Here is a 16,212-nt window from a genome sequence, read left to right on the forward strand (position 1 = left end):
AGAATGAAGGGATGAGTATGTTGGTGGCGCCGAGTATCCTTTCGGCCGATTTCGGCCATCTGGCGAGAGATGTGAAAGCAATTTGCGACGGCGGATGCGATTTCGTCCATGTCGACGTGATGGACGGCCATTTCGTCCCCAATCTCACCATCGGGCCCGTGGTGGTTGAGGCGGTGGCCGAAGCGGCAACGAAGCCGCTGGATGTGCACTTGATGGTGGAGAACAACACTTTCTTCGTCGATCTTTTCGCGCCGCAGATGCCCGAGTTCATTTCGTTCCATATCGAAGAGGAGAAGCATCCCCATCGACTGATTCAGAAGATCCGCGGTCTGGGCATCCGTCCCGCGATCGTACTCAATCCCCATTCGCGTCCCGAAAGCGTGGAGTATCTGCTCGAAGATCTCGATATGGTGCTTTTGATGAGTGTCAATCCCGGTTTCGGCGGGCAGAAGTTCATTCCGAATGTTCTGCAGAAGGCACAACGGATGAAAGAGCTGATCGAAAGACGCAATCCCAAATGCCTGATTGAAGTCGACGGCGGTGTCAATGACAGAAACGTTCACGACCTCAAGGCAGCAGGTGTGGACGTGGTCGTAGCGGGCAGCTATGTCTTCAAGCACGAAAATATCCGTCGTGCCATCGAGAGTCTGAAGGTATGAATTTGGTCGTGGGCCGTGGGGCGCCGGTCGTCGGAGGAGAGTCATAGATGGCCGATTCCCGTCCTATCCCCCGTGTCAAGATTTGCGGCATCACTTCGTTGGAGGATGCGATGGTCGCCATCGGAGCCGGAGCGGATGCCCTGGGTTTCGTCTTTTACGAAAAATCTCCCCGTTATGTGAGCGTTGAGGAGGCGAAGGCCATCGTGGCTCAGCTTCCCCCCTTTGTGGAAAGGGTGGGGCTTTTTGTCGACAAAACCCCGATGGAGGTGGACCTTGCCTGTGCCGAGAGCGGCATGAGCCTGGCGCAGATCCATTTCGAGGTGGACGAGAGCTACCTGCACGCCCTGCATACCAAAGCGTTGCCGGTGGTGCGGGCCAAAGCACCGGAAGATGTGATGAATTTCGCAGGACGTTACCGTCTGGTGGATGCCTATTGCGAAAGCTACGGCGGTGCGGGCAAGCGGCTCAACCTGGAGTGGTTCAAGGGTGTCGACTGCTCGAAAATTATTCTCGCCGGCGGCTTGACGCCCGAAAACGTAACAGAAACACTCTCGTACGGATTTTACGGTGTGGATGTCAGCAGCGGTGTGGAGTTTGCCAAGGGGAAAAAAGACCGTACGAAAGTCGAGACCTTTATCCGCCGGGCGAAAGGCGATGCGTGCGCCCACTGATCGACAATATCGTCTCCGTCATCAAAAAACGGGGCGGAAAGATGGAGCTCGAAGAGTTCCGAAAACTCATTCTCAAGACCCGGGATTCGCTCTTTGAGAGTGTCGATACATTGATGGAACTGGTCATCGCTTCGGGGCTTCCCATCGATATCGAAGGGGAGGAGGTTATACTCAAAACCTGTTTCTGCCCCTGGCGGGAAGAGACGTTTTGTGTGGTGGATATCGAAACCAACGGAAGTGTCCCCAACCGTTCCCAGATCATCGAAATCGGGGCGATCAAATGGCGAAACGGCGAGATCATCGACCGGTTCGAATCTTTCGCCGCATGCAGTTATCTTCCTTACCAGATCAGCGAAATCACCGGTATCAACCCCGAAGACCTCGAAGGGGCGCCGCCCCTGGAAAAGATGCTCCCGCGTTTCAAAACCTTCCTCGGCGACGCCCTTTTCGTTGCCCATAACGTCTCTTTCGATTACAACTTCATCTCCCATTCGTTCGAACGCTTCGGGCTCGGTGTGCTGGGCAACCGAAGGCTCTGCACCATCGAACTGGCCCGGCGCACCATCGAAGCGGAGCGTTACGGCCTGGGGCATTTGAATATCGCTCTGGACATCAATACCCTCGTTCACCACCGCGCCTTCGCCGACGCGATTACGGCGACGAAAGTCCTTGAAATCGGTCTGAAAAACGTGCCGGAAACGATCGTGACGACCGAAGAGCTGATCGACTTTACGAAGATGCCGGTCAAAAAAGCGAAACTTTTGGCACGCAGCGGTTAGCAAGCGGCTCGCCGCACGCGTGCAGCCGGCACAGACGTTTCCAGCCAAACCCCTCTGTGATTGCGTTTAAACGAAGCGGTTGAGAATTTTCGCCGCCAACAGATCCCCCCAGACATTGATCGAGGTGCGGAACATATCAAGAATCCTGTCGACGGCGGCGATGAGGCCGATGGCCTCCAGCGGCAGGCCGACGGTCGAGAGGATCATCGTCATCATGACCAGGCCCGCACCGGGGATGCCGGCGGCTCCGACCGACGCGAAGGTGGCGGTGAGGAATATGACGATCTGCTGTGAAAAGCCCAGGTCGACACCGTAGCTGTTGGCGATGAACATGACGGCGATCGCTTCGTAGAGGGCGGTGCCGTCCATATTGACCGTGGCGCCCAGCGGCAGGATGAAACCGGCGCTCTCCCGCCGCACTCCTCCCTTTTCGCCCGCCACTTCGATCGAAACAGGGAGCGTGGCGGAACTCGATGCCGTCGAAAACGCGATCAGCACCGCTTCCCGCACTTTCGTGAAGTACTCAAGCGGATTGAACCGCCCGATCCATGCGGCGAGGAGGGGAAGAATGAAAACGGCATGGATGGCAAGCGCGAGCGTGACGGCCAGAACGTAATCTTTCAGATCCCAAAGGGTCTGCAGCCCCTCTTTCGCGACGACGTAGCCGATGAGCGAGAAAACCCCCAGCGGCGTCAGCTTGATGATCCAGGCTGCGATCGTGCCCATCGCGTCGTTGACCGCTTCGAAAAAAAGCTGCAGCGTTTCGCGTTTCGTGGGTTCGATATGGAGCACCGCCACGGCGAAAAAGATGACGAAAACGAGTATCTGGACGATCTTCCCCTGGCTCAGCGATGTGAAGATGTTGCTTGGAACGAAAGAGAGCAGCAGTGACGCGAAGGTATGCTCTTTTGGCGGTGTGATGGCGGCGGACCCCGCCAGATGATGCGCGGTTCCCGGTTCGATCAGGTTGACGATGACAAGTCCCGTCGTCACTGCGAGGGCCGTGGTCAGAAAGTAGTAGCCGAAGGCCTTGAGACCAAGGTTTTTCAGGGCTTCGCCACTGCCAAGAGAGACGATGGCGACGAAAACCGAAGCGAAGACGAGCGGGATGATCAGCATCTTAAGAAGCATCAGGAAAAGATCGCCGATCCATTTGACTCCCAGCATGAAGTCGGGAAAAACGGTCCCCGCGAGAATGCCCAGGAGGATGGCGAGTATCGTGAGTGTTTCCGTGGAAAGGAGTCTTTTCATGGTTTTTCTCCAAGTTTGGGCAAATGCCAGTTTCGTCGGTAGGCGACCAGGCGAAGAATCAGCGCCGAGACGCCCACGAGGAAAAGTGTCCAGCTGCCAAGACACCCCATGCGTTCGCACAGGTATATCAAAAATGCGACGAGCAGGGCGATCGTGCCGTAGAAATCGCTTGTCAGCACAATGGGAATGTCACCGAGCATCATATCGCGAAGCATGCCTCCGCCGACGGCCGTGACGAAGGAGAGGAGCATGACGCCAAACAGATTGAAGCCCGACTCAATGCCGACCAACGCACCCGTCAGCGCGAAAGCGACGAGGCCGATGCTGTCCATGAGGATGAAAATGGCGTATCTTTCCGGCCTCTCTTTTGCGTGCAGTCTGAGCAGCAGTGCGAGGAGTATACCCGCGATCACGTAAAGGAGGGTGGCGCTCTGTTCGAAGACCAGCGGCGTGCGTCCGACTATGACGTCGCGTATGACACCACCGCCCAGAGCCGTCAGAAAGGCGGTGATGAGAATACCGAGCAGGTCAAGCCCCTTGCGCATCCCCATCAGCAGACCGCTGATCGAGAAGGTTGCCAGTCCAATGGCGTCGGCTGCGGCGAAGAGCGTCATGCCAGATGGTGGATATAGTCGTTTTTGAATGCGACGTAACGGCGGGCCGAAGCGTAGAGTTCCTCGACCTCCTTGTCCGTCAATTCCCTCACCGCTTTGGCCGGAGAGCCGATGATGAGGCTGCGCGGTGGAAAAGTTTTGCCGCCCGTCACCAGCGCTCCCGCACCGACGATCGACTCTTTTGCGATGACGGCGCCGTCGAGAATCGTGCTGTTCATGCCGATGAGGCAGCCATCTTCGATCGTGCATCCGTGCAGCATGACCCGGTGCCCCACCGTGACGTCGTTGCCGATGATTGTGGGATGGCCGTCGCTCATGTCGGGTTTTTTGTAGTGGGTGACATGGATCATCGTCAGATCCTGGATATTGGTACGCTCGCCGATACGGATTTTGTGCACGTCGCCGCGTATGACGCACCCGAACCAGACGGAGCACTCCTCGCCCATTTCCACATTGCCGATAACAGTGCTGTCAGGAGCGATCCAGGTGTTGTTGCCCAATTTCGGAAACCACTCTTTGTAACGAAGCAGCATGGCGATTCTCTCCTCTTTTTTGCCAAGATTATACTACAATGGCGTATGGATATGTTCAAGTTTGTCGCCCGGTCGGACTGGAGTGACCCCGTCAACTGGATTCCGGTCATCATTGTGGTTTATATCGCCATCTATATGATAGGGATCTTTTTCGGGGAAGAATAAAAAGGTGTCAGAGCTTTTTGATCTTCTCGATCTCGTCCCGCAGCCTCGCCGCTTCTTCGAACTCCAGCTTTTTGGCCGCTTCATGCATCTTTTTGGTCAGTTCCTTGACGATTTTCTGCCGCTCTTTGGCCGGCATTCTCTCTATTTTGCCCCTTTTTTCGTACAAAATACCGTGCTCTTCGAGTTTCAGGTTTTCATCGAGCCGCCGTCCGACCGACTTGGGGGTGATGCCGTGCTCTTCGTTCCACTTTTTCTGCCGTTCACGGCGATGAAGGGTGATGTCGATGGCTTTTTTCATCGAATCGGTCATGGTTTTGGCGTACATCAAAACCCGGCCGTTTAGGTTCCGTGCGGCGCGTCCCATCGTCTGAATCAGTGCCGTTTCGCTCCGCAGGAACCCTTCCTTGTCGGCATCGAGAATGGCCACAAGGCTCACTTCGGGAAGGTCGAGGCCCTCCCTGAGCAGGTTGATGCCCACCAGCACGTCGAATTCTCCCATCCGCAGGCTTCGGATGATCTGGTTGCGTTCGATGGCGTCGATATCAGAATGCATGTACTTGACTCTCAACCCCAGGTCGTTGTAGTAGGTGGTCAACTCTTCGGCCATTTTCTTTGTCAGAACCGTCACCAGCACCCGCTCGCCCCGTTGGACCACCTTTTTGATTTCATCGAAGAGGTGCTCGACCTGGTACTCACTGTCGATTACCTCCACCTCAGGATCCAGCAGCCCCGTGGGACGGATGATCTGTTCGGCGACAACGGCGGAAAGCTCGATCTCCAGATCGGCCGGCGTGGCGGAGACGAAGAGGTAGTGGGGCGCTTTGTCGATGAACTCCTCGAAACGAAGGGGCCGGTTGTCCAGAGCGCTGGGAAGCCGAAAGCCGTACTCCACCAGCACCTCCTTGCGGCTCCGATCCCCTGCGTACATGCCTCGAAACTGCGGCAGACTCACATGGGATTCGTCGACGATGATGAGGTAGGGCCTGCCCTTCATCTCGAAATAGTCAAGAAGGGAATAGGGGGTTTCGCCGGGTTTTTTGCCCGTCAGGTGCCGGGCGTAGTTTTCGATCCCCTTGCACATGCCTGTGGTCTCCAGCATCTCCAGGTCGAATTCGGTGCGCTGTTTGAGGCGCTGGTATTCGAGCAGTTTGCCCTCTTTTTTGAACCAGGCCAGTCTCTCGGCCAGCTCTTCTTCGATGCTCTTGATCGCCTCCTGGAGCTTGGTGCCCCCGACGATGAAGTTGCTCGCGGCGTAGACCGTGGTGGTCGTAAGATCGGTGATCTTGCGGTTGGTGAGCGGATCGAAGGTATAGAGCGCCTCGATCTCATCGCCGAAAAACTCCACCCGCAGGGCCTCCTCCTCCGCGTAGGCAGGGTAGATGTCGACCACGTCGCCGCTTAGGCGGAAATCGCCCCGGTCGAAGAAGTTGTCGTTGCGCTTGTAGCCCATCTCCACCAGCTTCAAAAGCAGCGACCGCTGGTCTATTTCGTCGCCCACTTCCAGTTTCTGCACCATTTTTTTATATTCGATCGGGTTGCCCAGGCCGTAGTTGGCGGAAACGGAAGCGACGACGATGACGTCGTCGTAGGTCAGCAGGCTCGCGGTGGCGCTCAGGCGCAGGCGTTCAAGTTCCTCGTTGATGGCGCTGTCCTTTTCGATGAAAAGGTCCTGCCGTGGAATGTAGGCTTCGGGCTGGTAGTAGTCGTAGTAGCTGATGAAGTATTCGACATGGTTGTTTGGGAAAAACCCCTTGAATTCGCTGTAAAGCTGCGCGGCCAGCGTCTTGTTGTGGGTCATGATGAGTGTTGGCATCTGCAACTTCTGGATGATCTGCGCCATCGTGAAGGTTTTGCCGCTGCCCGTGACGCCCAGCAGTGTCTGATAGCGGTGGCCCGCTTCGATGGAGTTTGTCAACAGTCTGATCGCTTCCGGCTGATCGCCGGAGGGTTGAAAATCGCTTTTGAGTTCAAAAAGCACGCATTGCCTTCTAATCTTTAAATTTATTAGTCTATAATTATATCAGCAAACATTACCATGAAGGATTTCGGATGGAAAACGTCCCGGTCATCGAACAGCTCGCCAAAAAGATCGACGAAGTTCTGGCCCGACTCAAAACGCTGGAAGAGGAAAACGGCAGGCTTCGAAACGAACTGGTCTCCGTCAAAGCGCAGAACGAGGCGAAAGATGTACAGATCAACAAACTCAATGAAGAGTTGACGATGAAAGATCTCGAAATCGAAGAGGTGATTGGAAAAATCGAGGCGATTCTCGGCGAATAGCGGTCGTTATGAAAAAAATCTCTCTTGTCATCGGTGGAAAACGGTATACGATCACATTGGAAGAACCTTTCGCCGATGCTGTGGAAAAAGAGCTGCTCGAGCTCTTTGACCCGGGCAGGGACAACGAGATGAAAATTCTTCTGCAGGCATTCCTCTCCAAACAGATCGAGTACCTCGAACTCGAGCAGAAATTGAAAGAACTTCTGAAAAAATTTCCAGGTTAAGTAAACTTTTACTCCGGTTGGTCGATAATAGTCCTGAGCCTTTGTAGCGACAAAGGACAATTACTACTTTATAAAGGAGTAACCATGCGACGTGGTTTTACAATGATTGAGTTGATCTTCGTGATCGTGATTCTGGGTATTCTGGCAGCAGTCGCCATTCCGAAGCTCGCAGCAACGCGTGATGATGCGAAAATTTCGAAAATGGCAAGCAATATTCAGACCGCGAAAAACGAAATCGCTTCCTACGTGGTATCCCAGGGCGGGACCGATACGAACTGGACGCTCGCGACTTACAAGAAGGCTTCCAACGTCATCAGTGAAATGGCCGCTACCGGTGAAATCAATACGACATCCAACAACGGACATGATGTCATCCAGTTTGTCGACACAGACAACGGCGCGGTATGTATTACACTCGAATACAACGGAACCGATATTCTTATTGCCCAAAAAGATGAAGACAGCCGAATTTGTGACGGTGTCAAAAGTATGGTCAAAGAGGTCAACGTAACTGTCGCAGGACAGGGTGTCAAGTACTAATCGACGTTATAATTTTTCCATCATATTAAAAGGGGAGGAGTGGAATACTCCTCTCCGTTGACAGAATGAGATTTGATAAAATGAAATTGAAGAAAAAATCGATGTCCCGCGCTTTTACAATGATTGAATTGATTTTTGTTATAGTGATTCTCGGCATTCTTGCCAGTGTCGCTGTAATGAAACTCAATGCCACGAGAGAGGATGCGCAGATCTCTTCCATCAGCGGAAGGGTATCGGCCATTTTGGGTGAAATCTCCTCGCATGCCGTTGCCAGTGCCACCTTGGACGGCAACGTGACACACTATTCCAACATCGCCCAGGAGATGGTGGCCAATGGTGAGGCCACCGTCGAAAATACAGCGGATACGACTCGTCTGAAGATCAGGGCAGGGGAGGTTCCCGAATGTCTCGTTCTGAAGATCATTCACAGCGTGACGGAGGAGAACCTCTCACTCGAAATGAATTCGGATGAGAACGATTATGTATGCCGTGGTGTGCAGCGGCAGCTGGCCGACAGGAATGTTACGTTGCGTATAAGGGGAAGAATTGCAAAATACTAAACGTGCCTTTACCATGATCGAACTGATTTTCGTCATCGTGGTTATCGGTATACTCGCTTCCATCGCCATGCCGAAACTCTGGGTAACGCGGACCGATGCGATCATTTCGAAGGGGCGTGCGGAAGTTTCGACCATACGAAGCGCCATTGCGACGGCCCATCAAAAAAATATGATGGAAGGAAACAACAGTTACCTTTCAACGCTCGACGACGGCACGACACTTTTTGGAAAAATACTGGATTACGGCATGCCTTCCGATACATCGCCGGGACATTGGAGCAAAAGCGGAAGCCACTATGTCTATCATATTGACTACGATACCAATGCCACTTTCGAATACAACGCCACGACAGGACGTTTTGACTGTATCAGCGGAAGCTGCACGACTCTGACGCATTAGAGCCTGTCATAAAAAAGGCGATGTTTTATTACGAAGTTTGCCTGGTGGGCAGACGGACACCTGTCCTGACATTCCATTCGTCCGAACGACTGCCGGTGCACACCCTTGTGGAAGTGGAAGTGCGCGGCAAAAAATACACCGCTCTGGTTCAAAAAAGTGTCGCAAAACCCGAATTCGATACCAAACCAATTTTGCGGAAACTTCCCTTTTTGTATCGGGATTACCAGATAGAGACAGCTCGCTTCATAGCCTCCTACTATACCTCGCATTTTGCGGAAGCGATCGGCCTTTTCAGCCCTTTTTTGAATAGACAGGCCAATCTGCCTCCTTGCGGCTGCGTTTGCGATGTCGCTCTCTCCAAAGCGCAGCAGGAGGCTTACGAGGCATTGAAAAGAAACGAGACGGCCCTTCTTTTCGCTCCCACCGGAAGCGGCAAAACGGAAATTTACATCAAGCTTTTCGCACAGATGCTGAGCGAAGGCAAAAGCGCCATATTCCTGATGCCGGAAATCAGCCTGACGCCGCAGATGGAAAAACGGCTGAAAATACACTTCGCGGATACCGTGGCGATCTGGCACTCGAGACTGACGAAAAAACGCCGAAGCGAAACACTCGAAGCGATTCGCGAGGGAAAAGTACGCATCGTCGCGGGTCCGCGCTCGGCCCTCTTTCTACCGCTTCACGATATCGGCCTGATCGTCGTGGACGAGGAGCATGATGACAGTTACAAAGCACACAACAGACCGCGGTACCATGCCAGGGACCTGGCGCTTTTTATGGGGAAAAAGCTGGGGGCCAAGGTGGTGCTCGGCAGCGCGACGCCGAGCGTGGCGACCTACGCCAGACAGCCTGTTGTCAAGATCGAAAAACCTTTCATCGAAACGAAGAAGCGGTTCGTTTTCGAAAAGGGGGGCTGCCGCCTGACGCCGACGATGATCGAAGCGGTGGCGCGCCATACGAAAGAGGGCGGCCAGGTACTGGTGTTCCTTCCCACCCGCGCCAATTTCAAATATCTCTACTGCGAAAACTGCGGCTATACGGTGGAGTGTCCGTTCTGTTCGGTGGGCATGAGCCTTCACCGGCACCGCAAAGTGGTTCAGTGCCACTATTGCGGCTACGCCGAAAGAATCCCCTCCGCGTGTCCTACGTGCGGGTCGGTTATCCGTTCGGACCGCATCGGAACGGCGGAGGTGGTGGAGCAGCTGAGAGAGCGTTTCTCTGACCTTGTCATACAGCAGTTCGACAAAGACACGATCACCACGGCGAACAAACTGCAAAAAGCCCTTGATAGATTCGAAAAAAAAGAGACCGATGTGCTGGTAGGGACCCAGATGCTGGCCAAAGGGCACGACTATGCCGATATCACTCTGGCGATCATACTGGGGCTCGACTACATTCTGGCGCTGCCGGACTACCGGGCCAGGGAGAGGGCGCAGGCGCTTTTCGTGCAGATATCCGGCCGTGCGGGGCGCGCTCGGGAGGCGGAGGTGATCGTCCAGACGAACCAGCCGGAATTTTTCATGGAATATCTGGGAGATTACGAGAAATTTCTCAAAGAGGAATCGCAGATGCGCGAAGGGCTCTACCCGCCCACAATGCATCTGTGCCGGCTTCTTTTTTCGGACAAAGAGGAAGCCAGAGGCGCCGCCAACGTGGAGCGGATCAAGGAGGCGATCGAGCGTTTCGGCAAAGTCGAAGTGGTCGGGGCCGGCAAAGCGCCCATCGAAAAGATTGCCGGCAAATTCCGATTCAATATCCTTCTGCGAAGCGCGAGCCGGCGGGATATGATGCGGGTCGTCAAGGCGGTCGAGGACGGCAGCTTCGAAGTGGATATGGATCCGGTCGATTTCGCATAGATTTCGATATAATCCTTTTTATGATTCAACGCTATCCTACCAGACAGATTTATGTCGGCAATGTACCGGTGGGCGGTGGGGCACCGATATCGGTCCAATCGATGACCTATTCGCGCACCGCTGACGTGGAAGCGACGGTGGAGCAGATCAACCGTCTCCATTTCGCCGGGGCGGACATCGTCCGTGTCGCGGTACCCGACTACGAAGATGCCGAAGCGCTCAGGCAGATACGGGCGAAAACCTCTCTGCCTCTGGTGGCCGACATCCATTTCAATTACCGTCTTGCATTGATTGCCGCGGAATATGTGGATTGCATCCGCATCAATCCGGGCAATATCGGTGAGAAATCGCGGGTCAAAGAGGTGGTCAGGGCGTGCACGGAACGCAACATTCCCATTCGCATCGGTGTCAACTGCGGAAGTCTCGAAAAAGAGTTCGAAGAGCGGTACGGTCAGACGGCCAAAGGGATGGTCGAATCGGCCCTCTACAATATCAAATTCCTTGAAGACCTGGGATTTACCGATATCAAAGTTTCCCTCAAGGCCAGTGATGTGGAACGCACGGTGGAAGCCTACCGGACGCTGCGTCCTCTGGTCGACTATCCGTTTCATCTGGGTGTGACCGAAGCGGGCACCGTCTTTCATGCGACGATCAAAAGCGCCATAGGACTGGGAACGCTGCTGCTGGAAGGGATCGGCGATACGCTGCGTGTCTCCATCACCGGCGAGTTGGAAAAAGAGATCGAAGTGGGACGGGCGATCCTAAAAGACAGCGGTGCGGCCAAAGAGGGGCTCAACATCATCTCCTGCCCCACATGCGGGCGTATCGAGGCCGACCTTGTCAAAGCGGTGGCCGAAGTGGAAGAGAGGACCAAACACATCAAGACACCTCTCAATGTCTCGGTGATGGGATGTGTCGTCAATGCCATCGGAGAAGCCAAAAGCGCCGACGTGGCGATCGCCTACGGCAAAGGGAGCGGGCTCGTGATGGTCAAGGGAGAGGTGGTGGCCAAACTGCCCGAAGAAAAGCTTGTGGATCGCTTTTTGGAAGAGGTGGAGAAAGTTGCCCATGAAATTGGGAATGGATAATGCAAACTGAGAAGAATGAAGCGGGACAATGGAAGAACATCTTTATAATCTGAATATCGAACGGGCGGTGCTAAGCACGATCGTTTTCGACCCGGTGCAGTATGAAGAGATCGCGGCGCAGCTCAAACCGGAAGATTTCTACCACCCTTTCCATCAACATCTTTTCGCGGCGATGGAGGAACTTTTTAGGGCCGACCAGCCGATCGACGAGGAGTTTTTGAAGGAGAGGCTGCTGCACAAAAACCAGTTCGACGAAGTGGCGTTTCTCGATATTCTCAGCGCCAACCCCCTCTCCAACACCCATGCCTACATCAAAGAGATCAAAGCCAAAGCGCAGAAACGCGCGCTGGTGACGCTGGCGACGGAGATCAAAAAGCTCACCATCGAAGACGACCTGCCGGCCGATGACGTGATGGATGCGGTGGAGGCGAAACTTTATGCCATCACATCCGAAGCGTCCACCCAGGATTTTCGCGAAAGCCAGGAGATGGCGCTCAGTACGCTGGAACATATCAAAAAGATGAAAGAGCGGGGCAACTCCATGCTCATCGGTGTCGATACCGGCTTCAAGGAGCTCAACCGCATGACATCGGGATTCGGGGAAGGAGACCTGGTGATCGTCGCGGCGCGGCCGGCGATGGGAAAATGCCTGGGGAAGGGAACGCGCGTCCTGATGTACGACGGAAGCCTCAAGAGGGTCGAAGATGTGAAGGTGGGTGACCTGTTGATGGGTGACGACTCGACCCCCAGGCGGGTTTTGTCCCTGGCGCGGGGACGGGAGATGATGTATTGGGTGCGTCAGAACAGGGGTATCGATTACCGGGTCAACGAAAGTCACATTCTCTCACTCAAACGCAGCCGAAACGAGGGTGGCCACAAGCATGGCGAAATATTGAACATATCCGTCAGGGAGTACCTGCAAAAGAGCGACAAGTTCAAAAGCAATTACAAAGGCTACAAAGTCGCGGTGGAATTTCCTGCAAAAGAGGTTCCGGTAGATCCCTATTTTCTGGGAATCTGGCTGGGAGACGGACGTTGTGATGACGTCCGGATCGCTACGGAAGACCCCGAAATCGTCGAATACCTGAAAGCCTATGCGGTGAAACTCGGATTGTCGCTACAGCTCTATACGGCAAAAGGCAAATGCCCCATGTATGCCATCACAAACGGCCGGCATGTAGACCCTCACGGCTCTTTTCCCATTCAGAAAGAGCTTCGGCTCCTGGGTCTCTTGGAGCGGAAACATATTCCACAGGCGTATCTGGCCAATGCGGAGAAGATCCGGCTGCAACTGCTGGCGGGATTGATCGATAGTGACGGTTATTATGATGACCACTATCATGTGATGGAGATTACCCAGAAAAACCGGCGGTTGGCCGAAGAGATCAAACTTCTGGCCGATACGTTGGGATTCCAAACCTCTCTGGTCGCCAAAAAGGCATCGATTCGGGAGCGGGGTTTTGAGAGTGAAGTGTATCGGGTGCGTATCGTCGGGGATCTGGACCGTATTCCGACAAAAGTGCCGCGCAAGCGGGCGCGGCCGAGAAAGGCGATAAGAGATGTGCGGCATACGGGCATTCGCATCGAACCCGACAGGGTCGATGACTACTACGGATTCGTGCTGGACGGAAACCATCTCTTTCTGCTGGAAGATATGACGGTGACACACAATACGGCACTGACGCTCAACATGGCGCTCAAAGCCCTCGAAAACGGGGACGGGGTCGCCTTTTTCTCCCTGGAGATGCCGGCGGAGCAGCTGGTGCTGCGGATGCTGAGCGCCAAAACATCCATCGCCCTGCAGGATCTTCGGGTGGGAAATCTGACCGACGACGAATGGTCGAGGCTCTCCGAAGCGGTGGATTGGCTGGGGAACCAGAAACTTTTCGTCGACGACGAAGGGTCGCTCAACATTCATCAGGTGCGCGCCAAACTGCGCAAACTCAAATCGCACCATTCCGAAATCAAGATCGCCTTCATCGACTACCTGCAGTTGATGACGGGTGCCTCCAACAAAGACCGCCACCAGGAGGTCAGCGACATCTCCCGGGGGCTGAAGATGCTGGCCAGGGAGCTCAACATGCCCATCGTCGCCCTTTCGCAGCTCAACCGCTCTCTGGAGTCGAGGGCCGACAAGCGGCCGATGCTCTCGGACCTTCGCGAATCGGGGGCGATCGAGCAGGATGCCGACATCATCCTCTTCGTCTACCGCGACGATGTCTACCGAATCCGGGAAGAGAAGGAAAAAGAGATGAAGGCCCGGGCGGAAGGGAAAGAGTATAAATCCACTTTCCATGAAAAAGAGGAGGAGGATGCCGAAATCATCATCGGCAAACAGCGAAACGGCCCGACCGGTATCGTCGAACTGAAGTTCCAGAAGCGGTTTACCCGGTTCGTCGATGCGGGATATGTCCCGGTCGAAGTCGTCTACGAGCAGAGCAACATCGATACGGGCGCCGAAACGAAAATTGAGCTTCCGCCTATCTAAACCGACCCTCCTTGAGGGGCGCCGTGAATGGCATGCCTTTTTCGGGCTCGCACTGGCGCTTCTGCTCCTCTCCACAGGGTGGCACTTTCATCGCTACACGCAGTTTGTTTCCCAAAAGAAGATGTGGACAGAGGCCGATGTGCTGGTGCAGTACACCAAAAGAGCGAAAGGGCGAAGCTATGAAGTTTTAAAACTTGAGACGAAAGAGGGCCTGCGGCTCTATACCACTTCGAGAGAAGATCTTAAAAACCTGCAGGGGCGCAGCGTCTCTGTTCTTCTTTTTCCCGCAAAAGTGACTTTTTTCGACTATCTTTCGATTCCTTACATCCCCTCCGTCATCGTTCGCGTCAACGCCGGGAAGTCTGCTCGTATGAAACTCTACGAGCGCATCGGGAGCCAGCATGAATCGAAATGGATGAAAGAGCTCTACGGGGCGCTTTTTCTGGCCGTTCCCATCTCCAAAACGCTTCGTGAAAGAGTGACGATGCTGGGGGTCAACCATCTTCTGGCCCTCAGCGGTTTTCATATGGGACTTTTGTGGTTCATTCTCTACGGGCTGCTTTCGGCACTTTACAGGCCGCTGCAGCAACGTCTCTTCCCGTGGCGCCACAGACTGCTCGATGTCGGCGCCGTGACGGTCATACTGTTGGGATGCTATCTGCTTCTGACCGATATGCCGCCCTCTCTTCTACGCGCCTATGCCATGGTGGTGGTGGGGTGGCTGGCGCTGCTTTTTGGTATCGAACTTCTCTCTTTCACCTTTCTGGCAGTCTGTGTTGTGATGCTTGCCGCGCTTTTTCCGTCACTTCTTCTCTCGGTCGGATTCTGGCTCTCCGTTTTTGGTGTTTTTTTCATCTACCTTTTTCTGAAATGGACGGAGGAGTGGCCGAAATGGCTCGTTTTTTCGGTTTTGAATATCTGGGTCTATCTGGCGATGCTTCCGATTGTCCATCTCTTTTTCGGCACTTTTGCGCTCTCCCAGCTTTTGTCGCCTCTTTGGACGATACTCTTTACACTCTTCTATCCTCTCGCGATGGGACTTCATCTGCTGGGCCTGGGCGGCATGGCGGATGGAATGCTTCTTTCGCTTCTGCACTGGGCGCAGGGGGCATCCGCGGTGTCGGTGCAGACCCCTCTGTGGTTCGCACTTCTTTTCGTTCTACTCTCTTTCGCCGCCCTTCGGTGGCGGTTCGCACTCTATCTTCAGATGGGTTCCGCGGGGCTCTTTTTTGTATATCTCGTTGAGCAGGTAGCATAGCTTCTGACCATAGAGGAAGATGATCCATGAGACATAGATCCAGAGCATGAAAAAAAGAAGGACGCTGAACGAACCGTAGACGGTCGTATAGGTCTTGGTGTGAAGTGTGTAGTAGATGAAGATGTTTTTGCCGACATACCAGATAAGGGAGGCGAAAAAAGAGGAGACAAGGGCCGCTTTGAACCGGATGTTGACCGTCGTCGAGATTTTGTAGGTGACAAAAAAGAGCATCCAGATGATAAGGAAAGGAAAAAGCGCCAGAAAATCGATGCCGCTGGTATATTGGGAACTGTTGAGCAGGTTCTGGACCTTGACCGAAAGGTAGATCGACGCGGCCAGCGCCATGGGGCCCAGTGTGATGAGTGTCCAGTAGGTGGTCAGAGCGCTCCAGAAGCTTTTTTGCTTCGAATGGAAAATTTTTCCGACGATATATTCATAGTTCTGAAAGAACATGATCGATGCGAAAAGGATGAAGATAAAACCGATCGTGCCCAGTTTCGATGTATTGGCCAAAAAGGTATCGATGTACTGGGAGACCGTCTCCTGGGAGGCGGGCATGATGTTGGAGAAGATGAAGCTTTTGATTTTTTCGTACTGGTCGGAAAAGTTGGGGAGCCGGACGATGATCGAAAAACTGACCAGCAGAAGAGGTATGATCGTGAAAATCGTATAGAAGCTGAGGCTGGCGGCGTAATAGGGAATGTCGGGATCGTAAAAATTTTTGAGGGAACAGTAGATGTTTTTGAGTGAAAAGTGAAAAGTGGGAAGTGAGAAGTGATTTTTACCATTTTCGGACATGGCTTTACCCACCGTTCCAATCGGAAAAACCGACGACCGACGACCAGC

General features: G+C 53.9%; 17 protein-coding genes. 12 read left to right on the forward strand and 5 right to left on the reverse strand.

The window, feature by feature from the left end; translation table 11 throughout:
- The first annotated feature begins 17 nt into the window (after positions 1 to 17).
- Genes rpe through JMG82_RS09355 form a run of 3 tightly spaced genes read left to right on the forward strand, consistent with a single transcriptional unit; the run spans position 18 to position 2,109 of the window.
- Positions 18 to 659 carry a ribulose-phosphate 3-epimerase gene (rpe, locus tag JMG82_RS09345; protein ID WP_201354381.1) on the forward strand — a complete coding sequence of 214 codons (642 nt, stop codon included), beginning with the start codon at positions 18 to 20 and terminating at the stop codon, positions 657 to 659.
- Positions 660 to 706: 47 nt separating this feature from the next.
- A complete protein-coding gene (locus JMG82_RS09350; protein WP_201352482.1) occupies positions 707 to 1,330 on the forward strand; it encodes a phosphoribosylanthranilate isomerase in 624 nt (207 codons plus the stop codon).
- Positions 1,318 to 2,109 (forward strand): 3'-5' exonuclease, encoded by a 792-nt coding sequence (locus tag JMG82_RS09355; protein ID WP_236579128.1) that lies wholly within the window; start codon positions 1,318 to 1,320, stop codon positions 2,107 to 2,109. The genes JMG82_RS09350 and JMG82_RS09355 overlap by 13 nt, the downstream gene beginning before the upstream one ends.
- 66 nt (positions 2,110 to 2,175) lie before the next feature.
- On the opposite strand, the gene JMG82_RS09360 is transcribed toward JMG82_RS09355, so the two are convergent.
- The 4 genes from JMG82_RS09360 to uvrB all read right to left on the reverse strand — a co-directional run bounded on the left by JMG82_RS09360 (position 2,176) and on the right by uvrB (position 6,650).
- Positions 2,176 to 3,360, reverse strand: a complete 1,185-nt coding sequence (locus JMG82_RS09360; RefSeq protein ID WP_201352483.1) for a dicarboxylate/amino acid:cation symporter — start codon at positions 3,358 to 3,360, stop codon at positions 2,176 to 2,178.
- Complete coding sequence (locus tag JMG82_RS09365) at positions 3,357 to 3,974, reverse strand: trimeric intracellular cation channel family protein (protein WP_201352484.1); 618 nt, start codon at positions 3,972 to 3,974, stop codon at positions 3,357 to 3,359. Before JMG82_RS09365 ends, JMG82_RS09360 begins: the two co-directional genes overlap by 4 nt.
- Complete coding sequence (locus JMG82_RS09370; RefSeq protein WP_201352485.1) at positions 3,971 to 4,507, reverse strand: gamma carbonic anhydrase family protein; 537 nt, start codon at positions 4,505 to 4,507, stop codon at positions 3,971 to 3,973. The genes JMG82_RS09365 and JMG82_RS09370 overlap by 4 nt, the downstream gene beginning before the upstream one ends.
- A gap of 172 nt (positions 4,508 to 4,679) precedes the next feature.
- A complete protein-coding gene (gene uvrB, locus JMG82_RS09375; RefSeq protein WP_201352486.1) occupies positions 4,680 to 6,650 on the reverse strand; it encodes an excinuclease ABC subunit UvrB in 1,971 nt (656 codons plus the stop codon).
- 71 nt (positions 6,651 to 6,721) lie between these two features.
- On the opposite strand from uvrB, the gene JMG82_RS09380 reads away from it, so the two are divergent.
- The 9 genes from JMG82_RS09380 (at position 6,722) to JMG82_RS09420 (ending at position 15,366) form a co-directional block, all read left to right on the forward strand.
- The gene (locus tag JMG82_RS09380; protein WP_201352487.1) at positions 6,722 to 6,952 is read left to right on the forward strand and encodes a hypothetical protein; all 231 of its coding nucleotides are present in this window, start codon (positions 6,722 to 6,724) and stop codon (positions 6,950 to 6,952) included.
- A gap of 8 nt (positions 6,953 to 6,960) precedes the next feature.
- On the forward strand, positions 6,961 to 7,176 hold the full coding sequence (locus JMG82_RS09385; RefSeq protein ID WP_201352488.1) for a hypothetical protein: 216 nt from the start codon (positions 6,961 to 6,963) through the stop codon (positions 7,174 to 7,176).
- Positions 7,177 to 7,260: 84 nt separating this feature from the next.
- Positions 7,261 to 7,716, forward strand: a complete 456-nt coding sequence (locus JMG82_RS11790; RefSeq protein WP_269089343.1) for a type II secretion system protein — start codon at positions 7,261 to 7,263, stop codon at positions 7,714 to 7,716.
- A 119-nt stretch (positions 7,717 to 7,835) separates the two neighbouring features.
- Positions 7,836 to 8,276 carry a type II secretion system protein gene (locus tag JMG82_RS09395; protein WP_430408177.1) on the forward strand — a complete coding sequence of 147 codons (441 nt, stop codon included), beginning with the start codon at positions 7,836 to 7,838 and terminating at the stop codon, positions 8,274 to 8,276.
- Entirely contained in the window at positions 8,263 to 8,676 is a 414-nt protein-coding gene (locus JMG82_RS09400; RefSeq protein WP_269089345.1) for a prepilin-type N-terminal cleavage/methylation domain-containing protein, read from the forward strand. The genes JMG82_RS09395 and JMG82_RS09400 overlap by 14 nt, the downstream gene beginning before the upstream one ends.
- Before the next feature lie 20 nt (positions 8,677 to 8,696).
- Positions 8,697 to 10,532 (forward strand): primosomal protein N', encoded by a 1,836-nt coding sequence (locus JMG82_RS09405; protein ID WP_201352490.1) that lies wholly within the window; start codon positions 8,697 to 8,699, stop codon positions 10,530 to 10,532.
- A 20-nt stretch (positions 10,533 to 10,552) separates the two neighbouring features.
- Positions 10,553 to 11,620 carry a flavodoxin-dependent (E)-4-hydroxy-3-methylbut-2-enyl-diphosphate synthase gene (ispG, locus tag JMG82_RS09410; protein WP_201352491.1) on the forward strand — a complete coding sequence of 356 codons (1,068 nt, stop codon included), beginning with the start codon at positions 10,553 to 10,555 and terminating at the stop codon, positions 11,618 to 11,620.
- Positions 11,621 to 11,648: 28 nt separating this feature from the next.
- Positions 11,649 to 14,108 (forward strand): replicative DNA helicase, encoded by a 2,460-nt coding sequence (dnaB, locus tag JMG82_RS09415; RefSeq protein ID WP_201352492.1) that lies wholly within the window; start codon positions 11,649 to 11,651, stop codon positions 14,106 to 14,108.
- On the forward strand, positions 14,089 to 15,366 hold the full coding sequence (locus tag JMG82_RS09420) for a ComEC/Rec2 family competence protein (protein WP_201352493.1): 1,278 nt from the start codon (positions 14,089 to 14,091) through the stop codon (positions 15,364 to 15,366). The genes dnaB and JMG82_RS09420 overlap by 20 nt, the downstream gene beginning before the upstream one ends.
- On the opposite strand, the gene JMG82_RS09425 is transcribed toward JMG82_RS09420, so the two are convergent.
- Entirely contained in the window at positions 15,268 to 16,164 is an 897-nt protein-coding gene (locus tag JMG82_RS09425; RefSeq protein ID WP_201352494.1) for a YihY/virulence factor BrkB family protein, read from the reverse strand. The genes JMG82_RS09420 and JMG82_RS09425 overlap by 99 nt on opposite strands.
- Positions 16,165 to 16,212: the final 48 nt, after the last annotated feature.

This window comes from Hydrogenimonas urashimensis (genome assembly GCF_016593255.1).
GTDB lineage: Bacteria > Campylobacterota > Campylobacteria > Campylobacterales > Hydrogenimonadaceae > Hydrogenimonas > Hydrogenimonas urashimensis.